Below are 16455 nucleotides of genomic sequence, written 5' to 3'. Positions count from 1 at the left end.
TCCCGTGTGCGGTTCTTCGTGTTGAGGACTATCAACAATCAGTTGGTTTGCCGCGCAACGATCACCGGCGCGGTGGATGAATGCACCACCGCGGAACTGACCGAGCCGAGCAACATCCCGGCGAATCCACCCCGACCCCGGTTACCGACCACCACGAGCTGCGCGTTTTCCGCCTGAGCCAGTAGTTGCCGGGCCGGCTGATCGGGCATGACCACCCGCCGGACGGCGACATCGGGATACCGCTCACCCCACCCGGCCAGCTGTTCAGCCAGCGCACGCTCGGCCTGGGAGCTCAGGTCCTCCCACCTGACGGCGGGGAACTCGAAGTTCAGGTCCGCCCAGGTGTGGAGGACCACGAGCTCGACACCGCGACGCGACGCCTCGTCGAACGCCATCGCGGTGGCGAGCTCAGACGCAGGTGACCCGTCGACCCCGACTACCACCGGCGCCGTCTGCGGGCGTTCGTTGTGTGGGATCACCGCCACCGGACCGTGGGCGTGGTGCGCCAGACTCGAGCTCACCGATCCGAGCAGTCGGCGTCCCCATTTGCTCAGGCCGCGGGAACCCACGACCACCAGCTCAGCCTGCCGCGAGTACTCGATCAGCGTCGCAACCGCATGCCCAGGAACAGCTTTGGCAATGATGTCCAGCGGGTGCGTCCCGGCCACTTCCACGGCGACCCGGCGGGCAGCATCGAGGACGTCCTGCCCCTGCTGGTCCTGATAATCCCAGTATTCCTGGGGCAGCGCCACATCCAACCACACCGGCGACATGGCACCCGGCAATGCGTACACCAACGTGAGCTCGACGCCCCGCAGTGTCGCGTCCCGAGCAGCCCACGCCACCGCGTTGTCCGATGCCGGCGACCCGTCAACCCCGACGACGATGCCGCGCCGGACGCCGTGCTCACTCATCCGAATCTCCTTGTGCCCGACAGATCATCACCGGTACCGGACTGTGGTGCAGCAGGTTGAGACTCGTCGAACCCAGCAGCACACCGGCCAGCGCGTTGCGCCCGCGGGATCCGACCACCACAAGTCCGGAGTCCTCGACGTGCTTCAACAGGGCCTTGCCGGGCGAGTCGGGCTCGACGAAACATTTGGCGTCGACGCCCCGATGGTTCTTGTTGTGGACGTCGACGGTCTCGGTCAGCGCCAGCAGTTCGGCGGACTCCACACCGTCCCAGTCGATCAGCAGCGGGATGGAGACACCGGTCTCCGCCGGTGCAGCCAACGACAACGAGCGCACGGCATTGAGCGCCAACCCGAACCGATCGGCGAACTGGAATGCCGTCTCCAGTGCGGCCTGGGCCGCGGGACTGTCGTCGACCCCGACGACGACCGGGCCGTCCCCCGGGGCGACCCGATCCCCGCGGAAGGCGACCACCGGGCACGCGGCCCGCGTCGCCACGGACAGCGCCGTCGACCCGATCAACAGGGCTGCCGCGGGGGTCACCGTCTTACCGCCGAGGACGACGAGCCGCGCCTCCCGGCTGGCCTCGATCAGCACCTGGTCGGCGGGTTCGTTGAACGAGACCGTGGATATCGACAGCTCGGGATGATCGGCGCGCACGGCCTCCTCCGCGGCCTTGAGGAACGCCTGGGCCATGTCGCGCTGATACGACATCATCGCCGCGGTCAGGGCTGCTGCGGTCTGGGTCAGATTGCGGCCGATGGACGGCAGGGCGTGCACGATGCGCAGCGGCGCGCCGAACCGCGCGGCAACCGCGCCGGCCCAGCGGGCCGCGCCGAGCGCCCCGTCACTGCCGTTGATTCCGACTACTACTGGTGCGTCCGTGGAAGTCACACCCCCATCGTGGCTGCTTCCGAGCCCGATTGCCAGGGTACAAAGGCCCTGCGCACCGGTCAGGTCCAGCCGATGTCGGCGATGTCGGTGCTCGACTGCGGCGGCCGGCCGGGTGTCGAAGGCGAGGTCCGGGAGAACCGCGGGGCCGGGGCGGCCTGCGCGACACCGTCCACGGTGACCAGGGTGGAGCGGGCCAGCAGATGCTCGCCCTCGGCAGCCTCACCCCAGGTGAGCACCGGTGTCACACACGCGTCGGTACCCGCGAAGATCTTGGTCCACTCGTCGCGGGTCTTGGTGGCGAACCGCTCCGTGAAGATGGCCCGCATCTCGTCATACCGCGCCAGTTCGAACTGCCCGGGGATCGCGGCGGCGTCCAGACCGAGACCGGCCACCAGCTGCGCGAAGAACTGCGGCTCGATCGACCCGACCGCCATGTAGCCGCCGTCGGACGTCTCGTAGGTCCGGTAGTACGGGGCGCCGCCGTCGAGCAGGAACGACTCGCGTTCGTCGCGCAGCGATCCGGTGGCCCGCATCGTCCACATCATCTGCGCCAGCATGCTGACGCCATCGACCATCGCGGCATCGATGACCTGCCCCTTGCCCGAGCGTTCCCGCTCGTACAGCGCGGTGACGATGCCGATGACGACGAGCATCGAGCCGCCGCCGAAATCGGCGACAAGGTTGAGCGGGGCCACCGGCGGGCGGTCGCGGTAACCGATCGCGCTCAGCGCGCCGGTCTGCGACAGGTAGTTGATGTCGTGACCGGCCGTCGTGGCCAGCGGACCGTCCTGGCCCCAGCCGGTGATCCGGGCGAAGATCAGGCGCGGATTGACGGCCTCACACTCAGCCGGCCCGATACCGAGACGTTCGCAGGTGCCGGGACGGAAACAGTCCAGCAGCACATCGGCTTTGGCGACCAGGTCCAACAGCTTGCCGGGCTCGGACTTGACGTCCAGGTCCACGATGCGCTTGCCGCGGTGCATCAGATCGAGGTTCTCGGCGGGCATGGTCAGGCCGCCGGGACGACGCACCCGCACCACGTCGGCACCCAGGTCCGAGAGCATCATCGCGGCGTGCGGTCCCGGGCCGATGCCCCCGAGTTCGATAACTCGCACTCCGGCGAGCGGTCCGGTGTTGGTCATGCGAGGCACACTAAGGCATGGGAGAAAGCGGCTACACCGTCGGCGACTACCTGCTGGACCGGCTTGCCGAATTGGGGGTGACCGAGGTTTTCGGCGTGCCCGGCGACTATCAGCTCGAGTTCCTCGACCACATCCTCGCCCACCCCACACTCCGCTGGGTGGGTGGCGCCAACGAGCTCAACGCCGGCTATGCCGCCGACGGCTATGGTCGGTTGCGCGGCATGGCCGCCCTGGTCACCACGTTCGGGGTCGGTGAGTTGTCGGCGGCGAATGCGGTTGCCGGCAGCTACGCCGAACATGTGCCGGTGGTGCACATCGTCGGCGCGCCGTCCAAGGATTCGCAGGCAGCGCGACGCATCGTTCACCACACCCTGGGCGACGGGGACTTCGATCACTTTCTGCGGATCAGTCGCGAGATCACCTGTGCCCAGGCGAATCTGGTGCCGGCGACGGCGACGCGCGAGATCGACCGGGTGCTCTCCGAGGTGCGCGAGCAGAAGCGGCCCGGCTATCTGTTGATCGCGACGGATGTGGCCCGGTTCCCCACCGAGCCTCCCACCGCACCGCTACCCCGCTACACCGCCGGCACCAGTCCGCGCGCGCTGTCGATGTTCACTGCGGCGGCCGCCGAGATGATCGGCGATCACCGGCTGACCGTGCTCGCCGATTTCCTGGTGCACCGGCTGGACTGCATCGACGAACTCAGCGCGCTGTTGGCAGCCGATACGGTCGGTCATGCCACATTGATGTGGGGCAAGAGCCTGGTCGATGAGAGCTCACCCAACTATCTGGGTATCTATGCCGGTGCGGCCAGCGAAGATTCGGTACGCGAGGCGATCGAGGACGCTCCGGTGCTGGTGACCGCGGGCGTGTTGTTCACCGACATGGTCAGCGGGTTCTTCAGCCAACGCATCGACCCGGCCCGCACCATCGACATCGGCGTGAACCAGAGCGTGGTGGCCGGGCAGGTCTATGCTCCGCTGGACATGTCGGCCGCGCTCGGGGCCGTCACGGCGATCCTCACCGAGCGCGGCATCACCTCACCGGCGCTGCCCCCGCTTCCCACTCGGACGCACACCGACCCGCCCGGACCGTATGTCGCGTTGACCCAGGAGATCCTGTGGGACAGGCTTTCTGAAGCCCTCACACCCGGCAACGTGGTGCTCGCCGATCAGGGCACGTCGTTCTACGGGATGGCCGGCCACCGGTTGGCGTCGGGCGTGACGTTCATCGGCCAGCCCCTGTGGGGTTCGATCGGCTACACCCTGCCCGCCGCACTCGGTGCCGGACTCGCCGACCGGGACCGCCGCACGGTGCTGCTCATCGGTGACGGCGCCGCGCAGCTGACCATCCAGGAGTTGGGCAGCTTCGGCCGCGAGGGCCTGGCACCCGTCGTGGTGGTGGTCAACAACGACGGCTACACCGTGGAACGCGCAATCCACGGTGTCACCGCCGAATACAACGACATCACCGGATGGCGCTGGACCGAACTGCCCACAGCACTGGGTGTCTCCGATGCGCTGACGTTCCGGGCCCGCACCTACGGCGAACTCGACGATGCACTGAGCACCGCGGCGGCCACGCCCGACCGCATGGTGTTCGTCGAGGTGATGCTGGGGCGGATGGACATCCCGCCACTGCTGACCGAGTTGGCGCAGTCCGCGTCGGAAGCCAACTCGAGCTGACGGGCTAGCCCTTCTTGACCTTGAGCACCTGCTTGCGGAGGCCTTCGGTGGCGGTCTCGACGCCGCCTTTCATGGTCCGCTTGAGGATGAAGCCCGGCAGCGGCACCGACAGATCGATGGAGATGTCGAACCGAACCTTGGTCTTGTCGCCATCGGGGGTCAGGGTGTAGCTGGCGTCCTGCGCCTTGAGCTGACCGGCGCGCACCAACGTCCAGCTGACCTTGTTCTCGCTCCAGGTGTATTCGATGACCTGCTCGTCGGTCAGCCCGGCGGCCTTGACCGTCATCTTCACCTGCTTGGGCCGGCCGTCGTCGTAGGACTCGAGGATCTCGGCACGCTGGTATTGCGGCGACCAGCTCGGCGTCGCCTCGACATCGGCGACGACGTCGAGGATCTCCTGTGGGGTCGCCTCGATCACTACTTCACGGGAATCGCTGGTTGCCATGCGGCGAGATTACCCGGGGCTACGCTCACCGATATGACTAATCCGGTCGATCAGACCGCCCTCCCCAGCGGAACCGGATGCGCGGAGTGCACCGCCGCTGGGGGCTGGTGGGTCCATCTGCGACGCTGTGCGGCGTGCGGGCATATCGGTTGCTGTGATGATTCGTTGGCCCGTCACGCGTCGGCGCATTGGCGCGAGACCGGGCACCCGATCATCCGCTCGTTCGAGCCGGGCGAGGACTGGTTCTGGGACTTCGAGACCAACCAGTACTACGACGGGCCCGAGCTTGCGCCGCCGCAGCATCATCCCGTGGACCAGCCGGCGCCCGGGCCGAAGGGGCAGGTACCCAAGGACTGGGTCGACCAGCTGAACAACCGTTAGTCGTCCAGCACCGCCTTGGCGGCGTTGTAGCCGGGGATGAAGGTGATCCCCGGCCCGCCGTGGCAGCCCGCACTGGCCAGATACAGACCGTCAATGGGAATCGGTTGACCGACATACCCTTTGGGGCCGGGACGGTTGGGGCCCATCTGCTCGGGATGGATCAGGCCGTGGCAGTAGTCGCCGCCCGGCGCACCGAACATCGTGCCCATATGGCGCGGTGTGAAGGTGGTGTGCCGGATGATCCGCTTCTCGAAATCCGGTGCCAACCGGCTGATTTTCTCGATGACCCGCCGGCCCATCTCGTCCTTGAGTTCGCCGTAGCCGGAGGCCGACTCCTCGACCGGGAACCACAACGCGAACGCCGAGGCGGCATGCTTGCCCGCCGGGGCCAGAGTCGGATCGTGGGCCGAGGGGATCTGGAAGGCGATCGCGGGATCGGCGGGCACGATCCCGCGGCGGGCGTCCTGCCACTGCTGCTGCAGTTCTTCCGGCGTGCTGAAAATGCCGATGGCGGCCTGCATTTCCGGGTCGTTGAGCAATTCGTAGGGAGCGTCGAAGGTGGGTGCCCCGTCGAGCGCGAAATGCATCTGCAGATAGCTTCCGCGATGGTCGATCCGGGTGAACCGCTCACGCACCTCGGCCGGTATTGCCTCGGGGTCGATGAGCTTGGTGACCGTGGTGTCCGGGGCGATCGCCGACACCACGACGGGCGCGGTGATCGCGGTGCCGTCGGACAGTCGCACTCCGGTGATCCGGCCGGCGTCGACCGTGATCCGGTCGACGCTGCTGCGCAACCGCAGTTCACCCCCTGCGGCGGTCAGCAGGGCATGCAGATGGTCGGTCAGAGCGCCGATCCCGCCCGCCAGCTTCTTCATCAGCACGGCGTTCTCGTCGGGCACCGCCAGGCCGTAGGCCAGGGCGGCCGCGCTGCCCGGCGTTTCAGGTCCCCGGTAGGTGGTGTTGACCGCCAGGAAGGCCAGCATGCCGCGCAACGCGCCGTGCTTGTCCTTGTCCGGCAGGTAACGGTCCAGGACATCGCTGACCGATCCGAACAGCAGATCATCGATGGCCGCCCGCTCGGATTCAGTTGCCGCGCAGGCATACATCTCGTCGAGGGTGCGAGGCGGACGGCCCGCGTCGAACCGGCCCAGGGCCCGGGTGGGCGCCAGACTCCAGGCCATCAGGCCCGCCATTCCGGCCACCGCGTCGGCGCCGTGCACCTCACCGAGGTGGCCCAGCATCTTCATCGGGTCGGCGTAGTAGACGACCGGCGGGTCACCGATTCCGCGCAGCGATACCGACATGACCTCCAGGTCCACGGTCGGCAAGGCATCCAACCCCAATTCGGCGCTGACCACGGCCGAGGTGGGGAACTGCAGCGACCCGGCGATTTCGAAGCGGTAGCCGTCGAAAAGCTCGACGGTCGATGCCATCCCGCCGGCATATCGCTTGGCCTCCAGGCACAGGGTGCGCTTTCCGGCCCGCGCCAACAGGGCCGCCGCAGCCAGCCCGTTGTGCCCGGCACCGATCACGATCGCGTCGTATTCCGCCATCGACTGAGGCTGACACCGAGCCCAATGTTTTGTCAATAATGACAAAACATCAATCGAGCCCCGATCGCAGCGCTTCCAGCGCGGCCCGGCACATCCGGGCCAGCTCGGGCAGTGACCGCTCCCCCGCCTCGTTGCCGATCATCCACAACTCCATGGCCCCGAACACCGAAGCCGCGACACATCGGGCGGTCACCACGATCCGCAGCCGGTCATCCCCCAGCGGCACCCGGCCCCGACGCGCCACGAGCAGTTCGGCCACCGCGTCGGCGAAGTCCGATTCGACCTGGCGGATGTGGCGCACGATCCGGTCGGGGTCGAGTTCCACCGCGCGCATGCTTGCAATCTTGGTCACCGCATCGACGTCGTAAGGGAAGGCCAGGATCGCCGACTGCACCGAGTCGAGGACCGATTCGGACGCCGGCCGTTCGGCCAGCGCGGCCCGGAACCAGTGCAGGCCGGCGTCATAGTCGGCGAACAGCAGGTCGTGTTTGGACGTGAAATGCCGATAGAAGGTGCGCAGGGAAACCCCGGCGTCGGCGGCGATCTGCTCGGCCGAGGTGTCCTCGACCCCCTGGGCGAGGAATCGCACCAGCGCGGCCTGCCGCAACGCCTCGCGTGTGCGCTCACTGCGCGCGGTCTGCGCGGGCCTGACCATGTCAGTGAAATTACCGCATCGCCGAGCCGTCGCCCGGCGGCCAGAAATGTCAATATTGACAAAACTTCAGATCGCGAGTGTGCTCACGCCATGGTGTCGCTCATCGTTCATGCAATTCTGGGCGTGACGGTCGTCGCGCTCGTGGTCCGTCTCAACCCCGGGATCTTTGCCCGCCCGCCCGGGCCGGCACTGTCCCGGGTCGAACTGGCCTTCTACGTCGTCGGCCTCGCATCGATCCCGATCTGCTGGTACTTCAACATGCAGTTCGTCTCGCAGTACGCCCAACCGGGCGGCAATCCGATCTGGGGCCCCGGAAGTTGGCAGGAATTCATCACGCTCGGGTACGCCAACCCCGCCGCGGGCTCGGCCAGCGCCGACTACACGATCGCCAATGTCATTCTGCTGCCGCTGTTTACGATCATCGACGGGCTACGACGCGGCATCCGTCACCCCTGGTTGTTCTTTGTCGCGAGCCTGTTCACCAGCTTCGCCTTCGCCTTCGCGTTCTACTTCGCCACCATCGAACGGCAGCGCCGCCACCAGCAGGCCCAGGTCGCGGTCAGCTGAGCGGGGTCAACATCGCGGTGCAGGCCTGCACCGCGTCCTCGATGATCTCCCCCACCTCGCCGCCGGTCTCGACGGTCATCGCGGTGAGCTCACGCAACCCACCGATCATCATGATGGTGCGGCGCCGTGAGATCGACACTCCGGCCGAGCGGAACGCCTCGGAGCTCGTCATCACCTCCACCATCGTGATGAAGTTCTCCATCGACTCGCGCTGCAGCGCCCGCGCCGCGGTCCCCATGGTCGGCAGATCGCGAATCCAGGCCAGCATCAACTCGGGGTGGGCCTGATAGGAACCGATCCACGCCTCGACCGCCTGGCGAACCTGATCCTGCCACGGCGCCTGTCTCTCGACCTTTCCGGCGATTTCACCCACATGCTTGGTGTTTACCGAGGTCAGCAGGGCAACAAAGCACTCCTCGCGGCTGGCGAAGTGCTCATAGAAGGTGCGCCGCGAGGTCTTGGCCCGGCGCACGATATCGGCGACCGTGGTGTTCTGATATCCGTCCTCGATGACCGACTGAATCATGGCATCGAGTAACCGCGACCGGAACGCGCTGTTGTCGGTTTCAACCGACGTCGTGGGACTGTTCATCTCGGGCTGCCATGGTAATGCCGGTCAGCGGCGAACGGTGGGGCTATGGCCGACGCTGGACCGCGCACCCGGGCTGGCGGCCGGTGGCCGGTTCTGCCGGAAGCTCAGACAGACCCCCAGATTGCCGCCCACACACGGCACCCCATTGACGGTCGGAACCGGTCCACCGGAGCGGTTCCCGGTCGGATCCAACGCTGCCGGCTCGGCGGTGGCTGACGGGGCAAAGACCATTGCAGCGGCACAACACCCGACCAGCAGTCGGGGAAACCAAACCGCACGGGACATCGTCGCCACGCTTTCATCTTCTGAACCAGTGCCAGCTTAGCCGCGGAAGCACGGATTTTCCTCAGCCATCAGCCATCAAGTCCTCATCAACCCCTGTCCTCCGCCGTGCACGCTTGCTGGTTCAGCCAGGCCGTGCGATACCGCGATCTGACTGAAAGTTGTGACCGGTAACGGGCACAGCCCCGGCACGGTGGTCTGAACCGAACACCAGGAGGTGACTGTGATGTCGATCGAGGAAATGATTGATAGGTACGCGTCGGCGATGACCGCAGAGGCGAAGTGGTATCTGGCCGCTCTGGTCGCAGCGGCGGTCTTCGCGGTGCTCTGGCGGACCGCCACTGCGCCGCGGCGCCCGGTCAACCAGGACCCGATCAGCCCGACCGAGCTCGCGCTGCTGCGATCGGAGGTCGCTCCGGTGGTCGCCGCCCTGGCCGGGCTGCGCGCCAGTGGACGGATCACCGGCAACGGCCGGGTGGACCGCGCGGTGCCGGCCGGCCCGCAGGACGACCGGTTCACCGAGCAGACGCTGGCGCGGGTCGCCGCCGACGCGGGGCACACCGTGCCGAGCCTGTACAACGATTCCCAGGCCGACCTCGCCGCGCTGGAAGAACAGCTGAGTGAGCGCGGCCTGCTCCGCAGCCGGTCCGAGCGGACCCGGATGCGGTGGGGTGCGGCACCGTCGTTTCTCGTGCTGGCGGTCGGCATCGCCTTCTGCGTGTACCTGGCGACCCATGTCGAGGAACAGCCGAGCTACGTGGTGCCGTTGGTGGTGCTGACCCTGGCGACCGTCTCCTACAGCGCCCTCGTGCTGCCCCGACTGCTCACAGTGGGCCGGCTGACACGAGCCGGCCGGCAACGTCTCGCCGCCGAACAGGGGCACCTGGCCTACCTCGATCCGGCCAAGCGCCCGGCGTTCGAAACGTATGGGCCGGCGGCGGTGGCCCTTTCCGCGGCGCTGTTCGGCACCGCAGCACTGTGGGCGGTAGACCCCGACTACTCCAGTTCGGTACAGCTGGCCGGGGATCCCTCCGGGGGCGGCGACGGCGGCGGCTGTGGCGCCTCCTGCGGCGGTGACGGCGGCGGGGGTGGCGGCTGTGGTGGGTGCGGCGGCTGCGGTGGGTGTGGCGGATGACGGTCACCGCCCGCACCGTGCCCGCGCTGGGCGACGTGGGCCTGGGGTGGCGCCGCGAAATCGCCGGGCTGATGGCCGACCTCACGCCCGGGTTCTGTGAGGTGATCGCCGAGGCCGTGCCGATGCGGCGCCGTCGGGCCCGGCCGGATCCCCTGCTCGCCGGGCTTGCCGCCGCCGGGGTCCCGGTGATCCCGCACGGGGTCGCGCTGTCCCTGGGCGGTGTGGAACCGGTGCAGCCCGCCCGGATCCACCGATTGGCGGCCTGCGCGGAGGCGCTGGGATCCCCCTTGGTCAGCGAGCACATCGCCTTCGTGCGGGCCGGCGGGATCGAGGCGGGGCACCTGCTGCCGGTGCCCCGCACCCGGGAGGCAGTGGATGTATTGGCGCGGAACATCACCCGGACCTGCAGGCAGCTGCCGGTACCACTGGCGGTCGAGAACATCGCCGCGTTCGTGGAATGGCCCGAGTCGGATCTCAGTGAATCGGAGTTCCTCACCGAGCTGATCGAGCGCACCGACGTGCTGCTGGTGCTCGACGTGGCGAATGTCTATGCCAATGCCCGGAACCGGGGTCTCGACCCGCACCGCGAGCTCGCCCGGCTCCCTATCGAGCGGGTCGCCTACAGCCACGTCGCGGGCGGCCGGCAGGACGACGATTTCTATCACGACACCCACACCGATCGGACGCCACCGGAGGTGCTGGACCTGGTCACCGCCCTGCGTGAACGGGTGGACACCCCGTTCATGCTCGAGCGTGACGGACGGTACCCACCGGCGGCCGAACTGTTCGACGAACTGGACGCGATCGCCACGGCCGCCGGGGCCGCGCCGATCACCACCTGCGCGCGAAAGGCGTGGGCATGACAGACAACCTGGCTCAGCGGCAGGAAGCCTTGGTCCGGGCGTTGGTGGCCGATGGCCCGGTGCCGCCCGGATTCGATCCGACGGCAGTGGCCGCCGCCGGCGAGGTGTGCCGTCACAAACGGGACGCGCACTCGGGGGCTGCCACCCGGCGACGCCCGTGGTGGTCTCGTCTGCGGCCCGCTTCGCCAGACAGGGCTGACGGAGGTGACACGATGGTGAGATGGGTGACTGGACGAGGGAAAGACTTTTCGGCGCTGTGAAAGCAGCCGGAGCGGCGTCGATGGTGGGCTGCGCGCTCATCCTGGGTGCGGGTACCGCGCAGGCAGATCCGGCGCCGTTCGAGCCGCCGAGGCTCGTCCCCGCCGACGGCTCGACCGTCGGTGTGGCCCAGCCGATCATCATCAACTTCCCGGGACCCGTCGATGACGCCGGTGCAACCGAAAACGCCATTCATGTCTCGTCGGTCCCGGAAGTCCCCGGCAAGTTCTACTGGATCACCCCCACGCAACTGCGCTGGCGTCCGCTGAGCTTCTGGCCCGCCCACACCGCGGTCACCGTCGACGCCGGCGGCACGGTGTCCAACTTCAACACCGGGGACACGCTGGTGGCCACGGCGAACGACACCACCCACCAACTCACCGTGACCCGTAACGGGACCGTGGAGAAAACCATCCCGATGTCGATGGGTAAGGCATCCGGCGGCCACCAGACGCCGAACGGCACCTTCTACGTTCAAGAGAAGATGCCCTCGGTGGTGATGGATTCGTCGACCTATGGCGTCCCGGTCAACTCGCCGAACGGATACAAGCTGACGGTCGATCTGGCCGTCCGCTTCGACGACAGCGGCGACTTCGTGCACAGCGCCCCGTGGTCGGTGGCCGATCAGGGCAAGCGCAACGTCAGCCACGGCTGCATCAACATCAGCCCCGCCAACGCGCAGTGGTTCTTCGACAACTTCAAGCCCGGCGATCCCATCATCGTTCAGAACTCAACCGGCACCTACTCCCGGTACGACGGCTCCAACGATTGGCAGATCTAATCGCGAAGGGCCGCAACAGTTGAGGCGCTGACGATCAGGTCTGCCGAGCGAATGATCTCGGACACGGCAGGCACGTCGTCGCATCCCTCGACTGCGATCGTCACGGAGCCGTCCGCGGCCATTCCCAGCGCTCCGACGCGCAGGCCTGCTGCACTGCACGTCTCCAGACCCGAGCCCGGGTACACCGAGCCGTCGAACCACATCTCCGCGCCCACCGTCCCCACCCGTCGGGTGATCGTTTCGTGGCCTCCGCTGGTCCATCCCTCTGCTCGATACAGACCGGTCAGCTGTCGCACATTCAGAATCGCGTGATCGGCGATCAACCGGTCGGCGTCGGCATTGGTGTAGTGCTCGCGTAACACCTGCGCAAAAGGCTGCACCAGTTTCAGGTTTCGGACGCGAAGACGCCACGCGCTCCGTTCGGCGTGAGTCGCCGCAGCGGGGTGCCAGAGTCGGATCCGGGCGCTGTCCAAGACGCCGACCGGGCGGCCCTCCGCGTCAGCGAAGTCGCCCGGCTCGCCGAGGAATGCCGGCCCGTCGACGATCTGCCAGACGAGGCTCTTGCTGATCGGAGCGACCGGAACGGCGAATGCAGCGTCGATCCACGTCGAATACGACCACGACGCGGAAACGAGCCACCCTGCCTCCAGTGCCTTGGTCCACGTGGTCAATTGGGCCTTTGAGGGGGCAGTGTCGAACGGCAGCCGCAAGGCGACGTCCGGGCGCCCGCCAATTGCGCGACGGGCCTCCTTCACATACCTGGTGAACTTCTTCTTGATCCCGGCGTGCCGTACGTCGCGCGTAGTGTCCGCGAGGCCCGCCACACTCTCAGGGGTCGGCGCGGCCATGATCGCACGGGCCAGCGCGAAAGCCGCCGCCTGGGACGGCGCCGATTTGGCAGCCGCCCGGGGTGCGATGGCGGCTCGGCCGAGAATTCGAGGAATCGGCTCCGCCCAGTCGGCGTCCAGAGTGAGTGCAACGAGCGCAGCGCGCTCGATCACCCGCGCGTCGGCGGCTGTGAACGCCTTGTCGGCGACAAACGGCTCGGTTCCTTCATAGATAGCGGCCAGCCGCGAGTCCGCGATCGTGAGGATCCTGCGCGCGAATTCGAGGTATCCGGGGTCCTGGCTGAGCTGCTCGGTCAGCGCGCGCAGAACATGGTGGTCGTCCCCGATGATCACCCACCGATCGCGCAGCATCCCCAATGCGTTGGCCGCGGGCAATCCGAAACGAACTTCGGCATGGGCTTCCAGTTCCTCGAGGAACCCGTCGGTCATGCCTGGAGAGGGTACGTCGGGATTCCGCACGCCCCGGTCACGACTGCCCCTTCCGGCCGCCGATGCCGGCGAACCGCACGAACTGAATGTCGTCCAGATCGTCGGGATCGTGGTTGGTGTGGCGGAAGACCACGATCTGCCCGATATGCACGTCAGCGTCGGCCGGGTAGTCCTGGCTGTGGAGCCGCCGGTGGAGCTTTATCTGTCCGGGCACGTCGGCGCTGATCACGAGCGTGAACGTATCGGGTCCGCCAATATCCGAGGAGGGTTCCTCGTTCCGGAACTCGACCATGCCGACGGACTGGTAGCCGGCGGCGAAACTCGCCTCGCGGACACGGTCCTGCGCTTCGGTCTCCAGGAATGCACCGACGACAAGCAGCGCGATGCCTACCCAGATCATCCAGACGAGAACAGGAAACACACCGTCGTCCCCGGTGACCTGCTGCACCAGTACTGCGATCCCCAATGTGGCGAAAGGGAGCGCGATTCCGACGAGCGCCATCCCGCCGGCCAGGTTCTGTATTCGTGACCAGCGGCGTATGCGCGCCTGAAGCTCCTCGGGTGGCGCAGTGCTCATGACCTGGCCCCCCGCTTCGAGTCAGCACCTGGGAACCGTCGAACGGGACATCATGGAAGATGCCGACGTCGACGAAGGTGTGTGACATTCCGTCTGTCAGACATAGTTTCCCGCGACCACCGCTACCGATCACAAGAACGTCGGCCCGCGAGAGCTCATCGGGGTCGGGGCCCGGCCTCCGCCGCTGGGAGATCCTCGCTGCCCCAAAAAGCAGAAAAACCCACCGTTTCCAGTGGGTTCTCTCAGTGGCCAGGGCCGGGATCGAACCGGCGACCTTCCGCTTTTCAGGCGGACGGAATAGCCACTGACCTGCGGTTTATCTGAGTCTATGCGTCGTATGCGCCGCATTGAGCTGCGCTGACGTATTCAGTCTGTCCGACGAACGGACATAGACCGGACACGATGCTTGCGCTCCTGACCAGGAGCTTCAGTGCTGCCGTTTGCGTTGTGGGCGGCCTAAGCGGCTCCGGGGAGCAGGTACCCCGATGCCCAGCATCGCATCATCAGCCACCGACTCGAAACCGTCGCTGGACGGCTCGACATCTGCAACTGTCGGCCCGCCATTAGGGCCTGGTTCCCCGGGTGCCTCGGTTGACGGGAGGTCGCGAGCGCCCGAGGCCGCCAGGCCGCAGGGCGGGAGAGCGACAGCGGTCGGCCGTACGTCGACCGAGGCACCCGGCCTCAACCCGGCTTTGGCCGACGGGCTTGTTATATGTGCCGAAAATGTCCGCGAGTCGGTTCGCGACGGGATCTCGACCGGCGAGCTGCGGGCCGTCGACGCGTTGGGCCTTCGGTTCCCGACGCCCGAGATGGTCACCGGGGCCGCGGCACTGTTCGAACCGGCGCCACCGTGGGCCTGTGGTGCTAGGCGCCGCGGCGTCGAACCTGAATCCGGACGGTTTCGCATTTCCATCGGTCCCGGCGTCGTGCGACTCGGGTGGACCAATCCTGTCCGGGCCGAAAAAACAGCCGAACGGACCGTCGGTCATCACCAACGGGATGTTGACGACGCGAAGTTCCATATCCGAAATGACCTCGAAGGCGACGCCAGGCACGGTGATAGGGCCGTCGTGTCTTCGACAGGACGGAGTCATACGGAAGATGACCAGTTCAGTACTGGCGGTGTCATCACCGAGTGGTCCCGGAAATCACGGTCGTCCATGTGCCGCACCTTCGCCGAACTCGATTACAGCCCACTCGTCGAATCCGGCCGCGTGCCTGCCATGGTGACACTCACCTACCCCGGACACTGGGAGGTGGTCGCTCCGGATGGGGCCAGCGTGAAGCGACATATGGTTCTGTGGCGCAAGCGCTTTCAACGCGAATATGGCGAGCTGGCTCGCTACATCTGGAAGCTGGAGTTTCAGCGACGCGGCGCGCCACACATCCATTTGTGGATGACGCCACCACTGTCGCCGGGGCGCTCTGGCCTCAGCTTCGCTCATTGGCTCTCCAACACCTGGGCACAGATCGTCGACCACCCTGACCCTGAGCAGAAGGCCCGACACCGGCTCGCCGGTACCGCCATCGACGTGCGCACCGGGTTGAAAGCCTGCGACCCAAAACGGTTGGCTATCTACTTCACCAAGCATTCATCGCCAAACCTGCATGGCGACAAGGAATACCAGCACATCGTGCCTGAACTTTGGCGGCGGCCGGGTCGAGGACCGGGCCGGTTCTGGGGCGTGTACGGGCTCAAGAAGGCCCTTGCAGTCGTGGAGGTTGCCCAGGACATATATATCGCTGCTCGCCGGATCTTGCGGCGGTGGTCGCGGAACCAGGCGGTGTATGGCCACCCATCCAGTCACTTCCCCACCGCCGTGGTGCCGCGCACGGCCACGCGCCTGGTTACCCGGATCAATCGCGACACCGGCGTTGTGAAGCATCGGCGGGTTCGGCGACGTCGAACGCTCTGCAATCAAGGCGGCCTTGCCGGCGGCTATGCACTCGTGAACGACGGGCCGCAGTTCGCTTCCCGCCTGGCTGCCGGATTATCCGGAAATTCGATCCGTTGGGACGTAGCTATCCCTGCGCAACGGGTTTTAGGGTTCCGAGCGTGACTACTTCCTCATCGCAATTCCGTTCAGCCGCACGACGGCCACCAGCCTGGCAACGCTGGGTGCTCAACGCGCTGCACAACTTTGACCTATACACGATCGACGACTGGGCGGTGCTCATGAAGAGCCACCTCGAACGATCCGGCGGCGCCACCCCAATGCAGACGGCTCGCTATACCGTCGACGCACTGCACTACGTGCAGAGCCTCAGGCGTGCAACCGGAATCCTTGCCGCGCAGGGGAACCCGGCGGCTCGCTACCAGCTGGCCGATGCCGCTCTCGACCTAAGGTCCGCTCTCGACAGGCTTCATGAAGCACGCGACGAGCTGCTGAAAGCCGCTGGCTCCGACCGCGTTACTTACGATTAACGGTGGGCAACTGTCCGTGTGACGAAGCAGA

The 16455-nt window shown here is 66.8% G+C and carries 17 protein-coding genes and 1 tRNA gene; 8 read left to right on the top strand and 10 right to left on the bottom strand.

Features of this window, described 5'->3' with window-relative positions; translation table 11 throughout:
- Positions 1-38: 38 nt before the first annotated feature.
- From JOF57_RS00205 to JOF57_RS00195, 3 genes are read right to left on the bottom strand one after another with little or no spacing between them, the layout of a single operon-like run.
- Positions 39-914: a universal stress protein gene (locus tag JOF57_RS00205; protein ID WP_209912508.1), complete on the bottom strand. Its 876-nt coding sequence runs from the start codon at positions 912-914 to the stop codon at positions 39-41.
- Positions 907-1806: a universal stress protein gene (locus tag JOF57_RS00200; protein ID WP_209912506.1), complete on the bottom strand. Its 900-nt coding sequence runs from the start codon at positions 1804-1806 to the stop codon at positions 907-909. Before JOF57_RS00200 ends, JOF57_RS00205 begins: the two co-directional genes overlap by 8 nt.
- Before the next feature lie 59 nt (positions 1807-1865).
- A complete protein-coding gene (locus tag JOF57_RS00195) occupies positions 1866-2948 on the bottom strand; it encodes a CaiB/BaiF CoA transferase family protein (RefSeq protein ID WP_209912504.1) in 1083 nt (360 codons plus the stop codon).
- A 17-nt stretch (positions 2949-2965) separates the two neighbouring features.
- Here JOF57_RS00195 and JOF57_RS00190 point away from each other — a divergent pair, with 17 nt between their 5' ends.
- A complete protein-coding gene (locus JOF57_RS00190) occupies positions 2966-4633 on the top strand; it encodes an alpha-keto acid decarboxylase family protein (protein WP_209912501.1) in 1668 nt (555 codons plus the stop codon).
- A gap of 4 nt (positions 4634-4637) precedes the next feature.
- On the opposite strand, the gene JOF57_RS00185 is transcribed toward JOF57_RS00190, so the two are convergent.
- A complete protein-coding gene (locus JOF57_RS00185; protein ID WP_064884881.1) occupies positions 4638-5078 on the bottom strand; it encodes an SRPBCC family protein in 441 nt (146 codons plus the stop codon).
- A 33-nt stretch (positions 5079-5111) separates the two neighbouring features.
- Between JOF57_RS00185 and JOF57_RS00180 the strand changes: the two genes are divergently transcribed.
- The gene (locus JOF57_RS00180) at positions 5112-5459 is read left to right on the top strand and encodes a UBP-type zinc finger domain-containing protein (RefSeq protein WP_209912499.1); all 348 of its coding nucleotides are present in this window, start codon (positions 5112-5114) and stop codon (positions 5457-5459) included.
- On the opposite strand, the gene JOF57_RS00175 is transcribed toward JOF57_RS00180, so the two are convergent.
- Complete coding sequence (locus JOF57_RS00175) at positions 5456-7012, bottom strand: phytoene desaturase family protein (RefSeq protein ID WP_209912497.1); 1557 nt, start codon at positions 7010-7012, stop codon at positions 5456-5458. The genes JOF57_RS00180 and JOF57_RS00175 overlap by 4 nt on opposite strands.
- 49 nt (positions 7013-7061) lie before the next feature.
- Positions 7062-7667 carry a TetR/AcrR family transcriptional regulator gene (locus tag JOF57_RS00170; protein WP_209912495.1) on the bottom strand — a complete coding sequence of 202 codons (606 nt, stop codon included), beginning with the start codon at positions 7665-7667 and terminating at the stop codon, positions 7062-7064.
- Between the two features lie 90 nt (positions 7668-7757).
- Between JOF57_RS00170 and JOF57_RS00165 the strand changes: the two genes are divergently transcribed.
- Positions 7758-8234, top strand: a complete 477-nt coding sequence (locus JOF57_RS00165) for a DUF2834 domain-containing protein (RefSeq protein WP_209912493.1) — start codon at positions 7758-7760, stop codon at positions 8232-8234.
- On the opposite strand, the gene JOF57_RS00160 is transcribed toward JOF57_RS00165, so the two are convergent.
- Complete coding sequence (locus JOF57_RS00160) at positions 8227-8826, bottom strand: TetR/AcrR family transcriptional regulator (RefSeq protein ID WP_209912491.1); 600 nt, start codon at positions 8824-8826, stop codon at positions 8227-8229. The genes JOF57_RS00165 and JOF57_RS00160 overlap by 8 nt on opposite strands.
- Positions 8827-9334: 508 nt before the next feature.
- Here JOF57_RS00160 and JOF57_RS00155 point away from each other — a divergent pair.
- From JOF57_RS00155 to JOF57_RS00145, 3 genes are all read left to right on the top strand, one after another.
- Complete coding sequence (locus JOF57_RS00155; RefSeq protein ID WP_209912489.1) at positions 9335-10243, top strand: TIGR04222 domain-containing membrane protein; 909 nt, start codon at positions 9335-9337, stop codon at positions 10241-10243.
- A complete protein-coding gene (locus JOF57_RS00150; protein WP_209912487.1) occupies positions 10240-11106 on the top strand; it encodes an MbnB/TglH/ChrH family RiPP precursor modification enzyme in 867 nt (288 codons plus the stop codon). The genes JOF57_RS00155 and JOF57_RS00150 overlap by 4 nt, the downstream gene beginning before the upstream one ends.
- 280 nt (positions 11107-11386) lie before the next feature.
- Entirely contained in the window at positions 11387-12145 is a 759-nt protein-coding gene (locus JOF57_RS00145) for a L,D-transpeptidase (RefSeq protein WP_407666547.1), read from the top strand.
- Here JOF57_RS00145 and JOF57_RS00140 read toward each other — a convergent pair.
- The 3 genes from JOF57_RS00140 to JOF57_RS00130 form a co-directional block, all read right to left on the bottom strand.
- Positions 12142-13422, bottom strand: coding sequence for a DUF4132 domain-containing protein (locus JOF57_RS00140; RefSeq protein WP_209912483.1), 1281 nt, complete (start codon positions 13420-13422; stop codon positions 12142-12144). The two genes, JOF57_RS00145 and JOF57_RS00140, sit on opposite strands and share 4 nt — an antisense overlap.
- Before the next feature lie 37 nt (positions 13423-13459).
- Complete coding sequence (locus tag JOF57_RS00135) at positions 13460-13999, bottom strand: hypothetical protein (RefSeq protein ID WP_209912481.1); 540 nt, start codon at positions 13997-13999, stop codon at positions 13460-13462.
- A gap of 246 nt (positions 14000-14245) precedes the next feature.
- A tRNA-Phe gene (locus tag JOF57_RS00130) sits at positions 14246-14310 on the bottom strand.
- A gap of 174 nt (positions 14311-14484) precedes the next feature.
- On the opposite strand from JOF57_RS00130, the gene JOF57_RS00125 reads away from it, so the two are divergent.
- Positions 14485-16059, top strand: a complete 1575-nt coding sequence (locus tag JOF57_RS00125) for a rolling circle replication-associated protein (RefSeq protein WP_407666523.1) — start codon at positions 14485-14487, stop codon at positions 16057-16059.
- On the top strand, positions 16056-16424 hold the full coding sequence (locus tag JOF57_RS00120) for a hypothetical protein (protein ID WP_209912479.1): 369 nt from the start codon (positions 16056-16058) through the stop codon (positions 16422-16424). Before JOF57_RS00125 ends, JOF57_RS00120 begins: the two co-directional genes overlap by 4 nt.
- Positions 16425-16455: the final 31 nt, after the last annotated feature.

The organism is Mycolicibacterium lutetiense (assembly GCF_017876775.1).
GTDB classification, from domain to species: domain Bacteria; phylum Actinomycetota; class Actinomycetes; order Mycobacteriales; family Mycobacteriaceae; genus Mycobacterium; species Mycobacterium lutetiense.
Note: the sequence above shows the minus strand (reverse complement) of the source record. Positions and strands in the feature narration are given on the sequence as shown.

What these genes read in the sequence shown, in the direction of transcription:
- JOF57_RS00205 (WP_209912508.1), bottom strand. Translation starts at nt 914, where the DNA reads ATGAGTGAGCACGGCGTCCGGCGCGGCATCGTCGTCGGGGTTGACGGG.
- JOF57_RS00195 (WP_209912504.1), bottom strand. Translation starts at nt 2,948, where the DNA reads ATGACCAACACCGGACCGCTCGCCGGAGTGCGAGTTATCGAACTCGGG.
- JOF57_RS00190 (WP_209912501.1), top strand. Translation starts at nt 2,966, where the DNA reads ATGGGAGAAAGCGGCTACACCGTCGGCGACTACCTGCTGGACCGGCTT.
- JOF57_RS00185 (WP_064884881.1), bottom strand. Translation starts at nt 5,078, where the DNA reads ATGGCAACCAGCGATTCCCGTGAAGTAGTGATCGAGGCGACCCCACAG.
- JOF57_RS00180 (WP_209912499.1), top strand. Translation starts at nt 5,112, where the DNA reads ATGACTAATCCGGTCGATCAGACCGCCCTCCCCAGCGGAACCGGATGC.
- JOF57_RS00175 (WP_209912497.1), bottom strand. Translation starts at nt 7,012, where the DNA reads ATGGCGGAATACGACGCGATCGTGATCGGTGCCGGGCACAACGGGCTG.
- JOF57_RS00170 (WP_209912495.1), bottom strand. Translation starts at nt 7,667, where the DNA reads ATGGTCAGGCCCGCGCAGACCGCGCGCAGTGAGCGCACACGCGAGGCG.
- JOF57_RS00165 (WP_209912493.1), top strand. Translation starts at nt 7,758, where the DNA reads ATGGTGTCGCTCATCGTTCATGCAATTCTGGGCGTGACGGTCGTCGCG.
- JOF57_RS00160 (WP_209912491.1), bottom strand. Translation starts at nt 8,826, where the DNA reads ATGAACAGTCCCACGACGTCGGTTGAAACCGACAACAGCGCGTTCCGG.
- JOF57_RS00155 (WP_209912489.1), top strand. Translation starts at nt 9,335, where the DNA reads ATGTCGATCGAGGAAATGATTGATAGGTACGCGTCGGCGATGACCGCA.
- JOF57_RS00150 (WP_209912487.1), top strand. Translation starts at nt 10,240, where the DNA reads ATGACGGTCACCGCCCGCACCGTGCCCGCGCTGGGCGACGTGGGCCTG.
- JOF57_RS00145 (WP_407666547.1), top strand. Translation starts at nt 11,387, where the DNA reads ATGGTGGGCTGCGCGCTCATCCTGGGTGCGGGTACCGCGCAGGCAGAT.
- JOF57_RS00140 (WP_209912483.1), bottom strand. Translation starts at nt 13,422, where the DNA reads ATGACCGACGGGTTCCTCGAGGAACTGGAAGCCCATGCCGAAGTTCGT.
- JOF57_RS00135 (WP_209912481.1), bottom strand. Translation starts at nt 13,999, where the DNA reads ATGAGCACTGCGCCACCCGAGGAGCTTCAGGCGCGCATACGCCGCTGG.
- JOF57_RS00125 (WP_407666523.1), top strand. Translation starts at nt 14,485, where the DNA reads ATGCCCAGCATCGCATCATCAGCCACCGACTCGAAACCGTCGCTGGAC.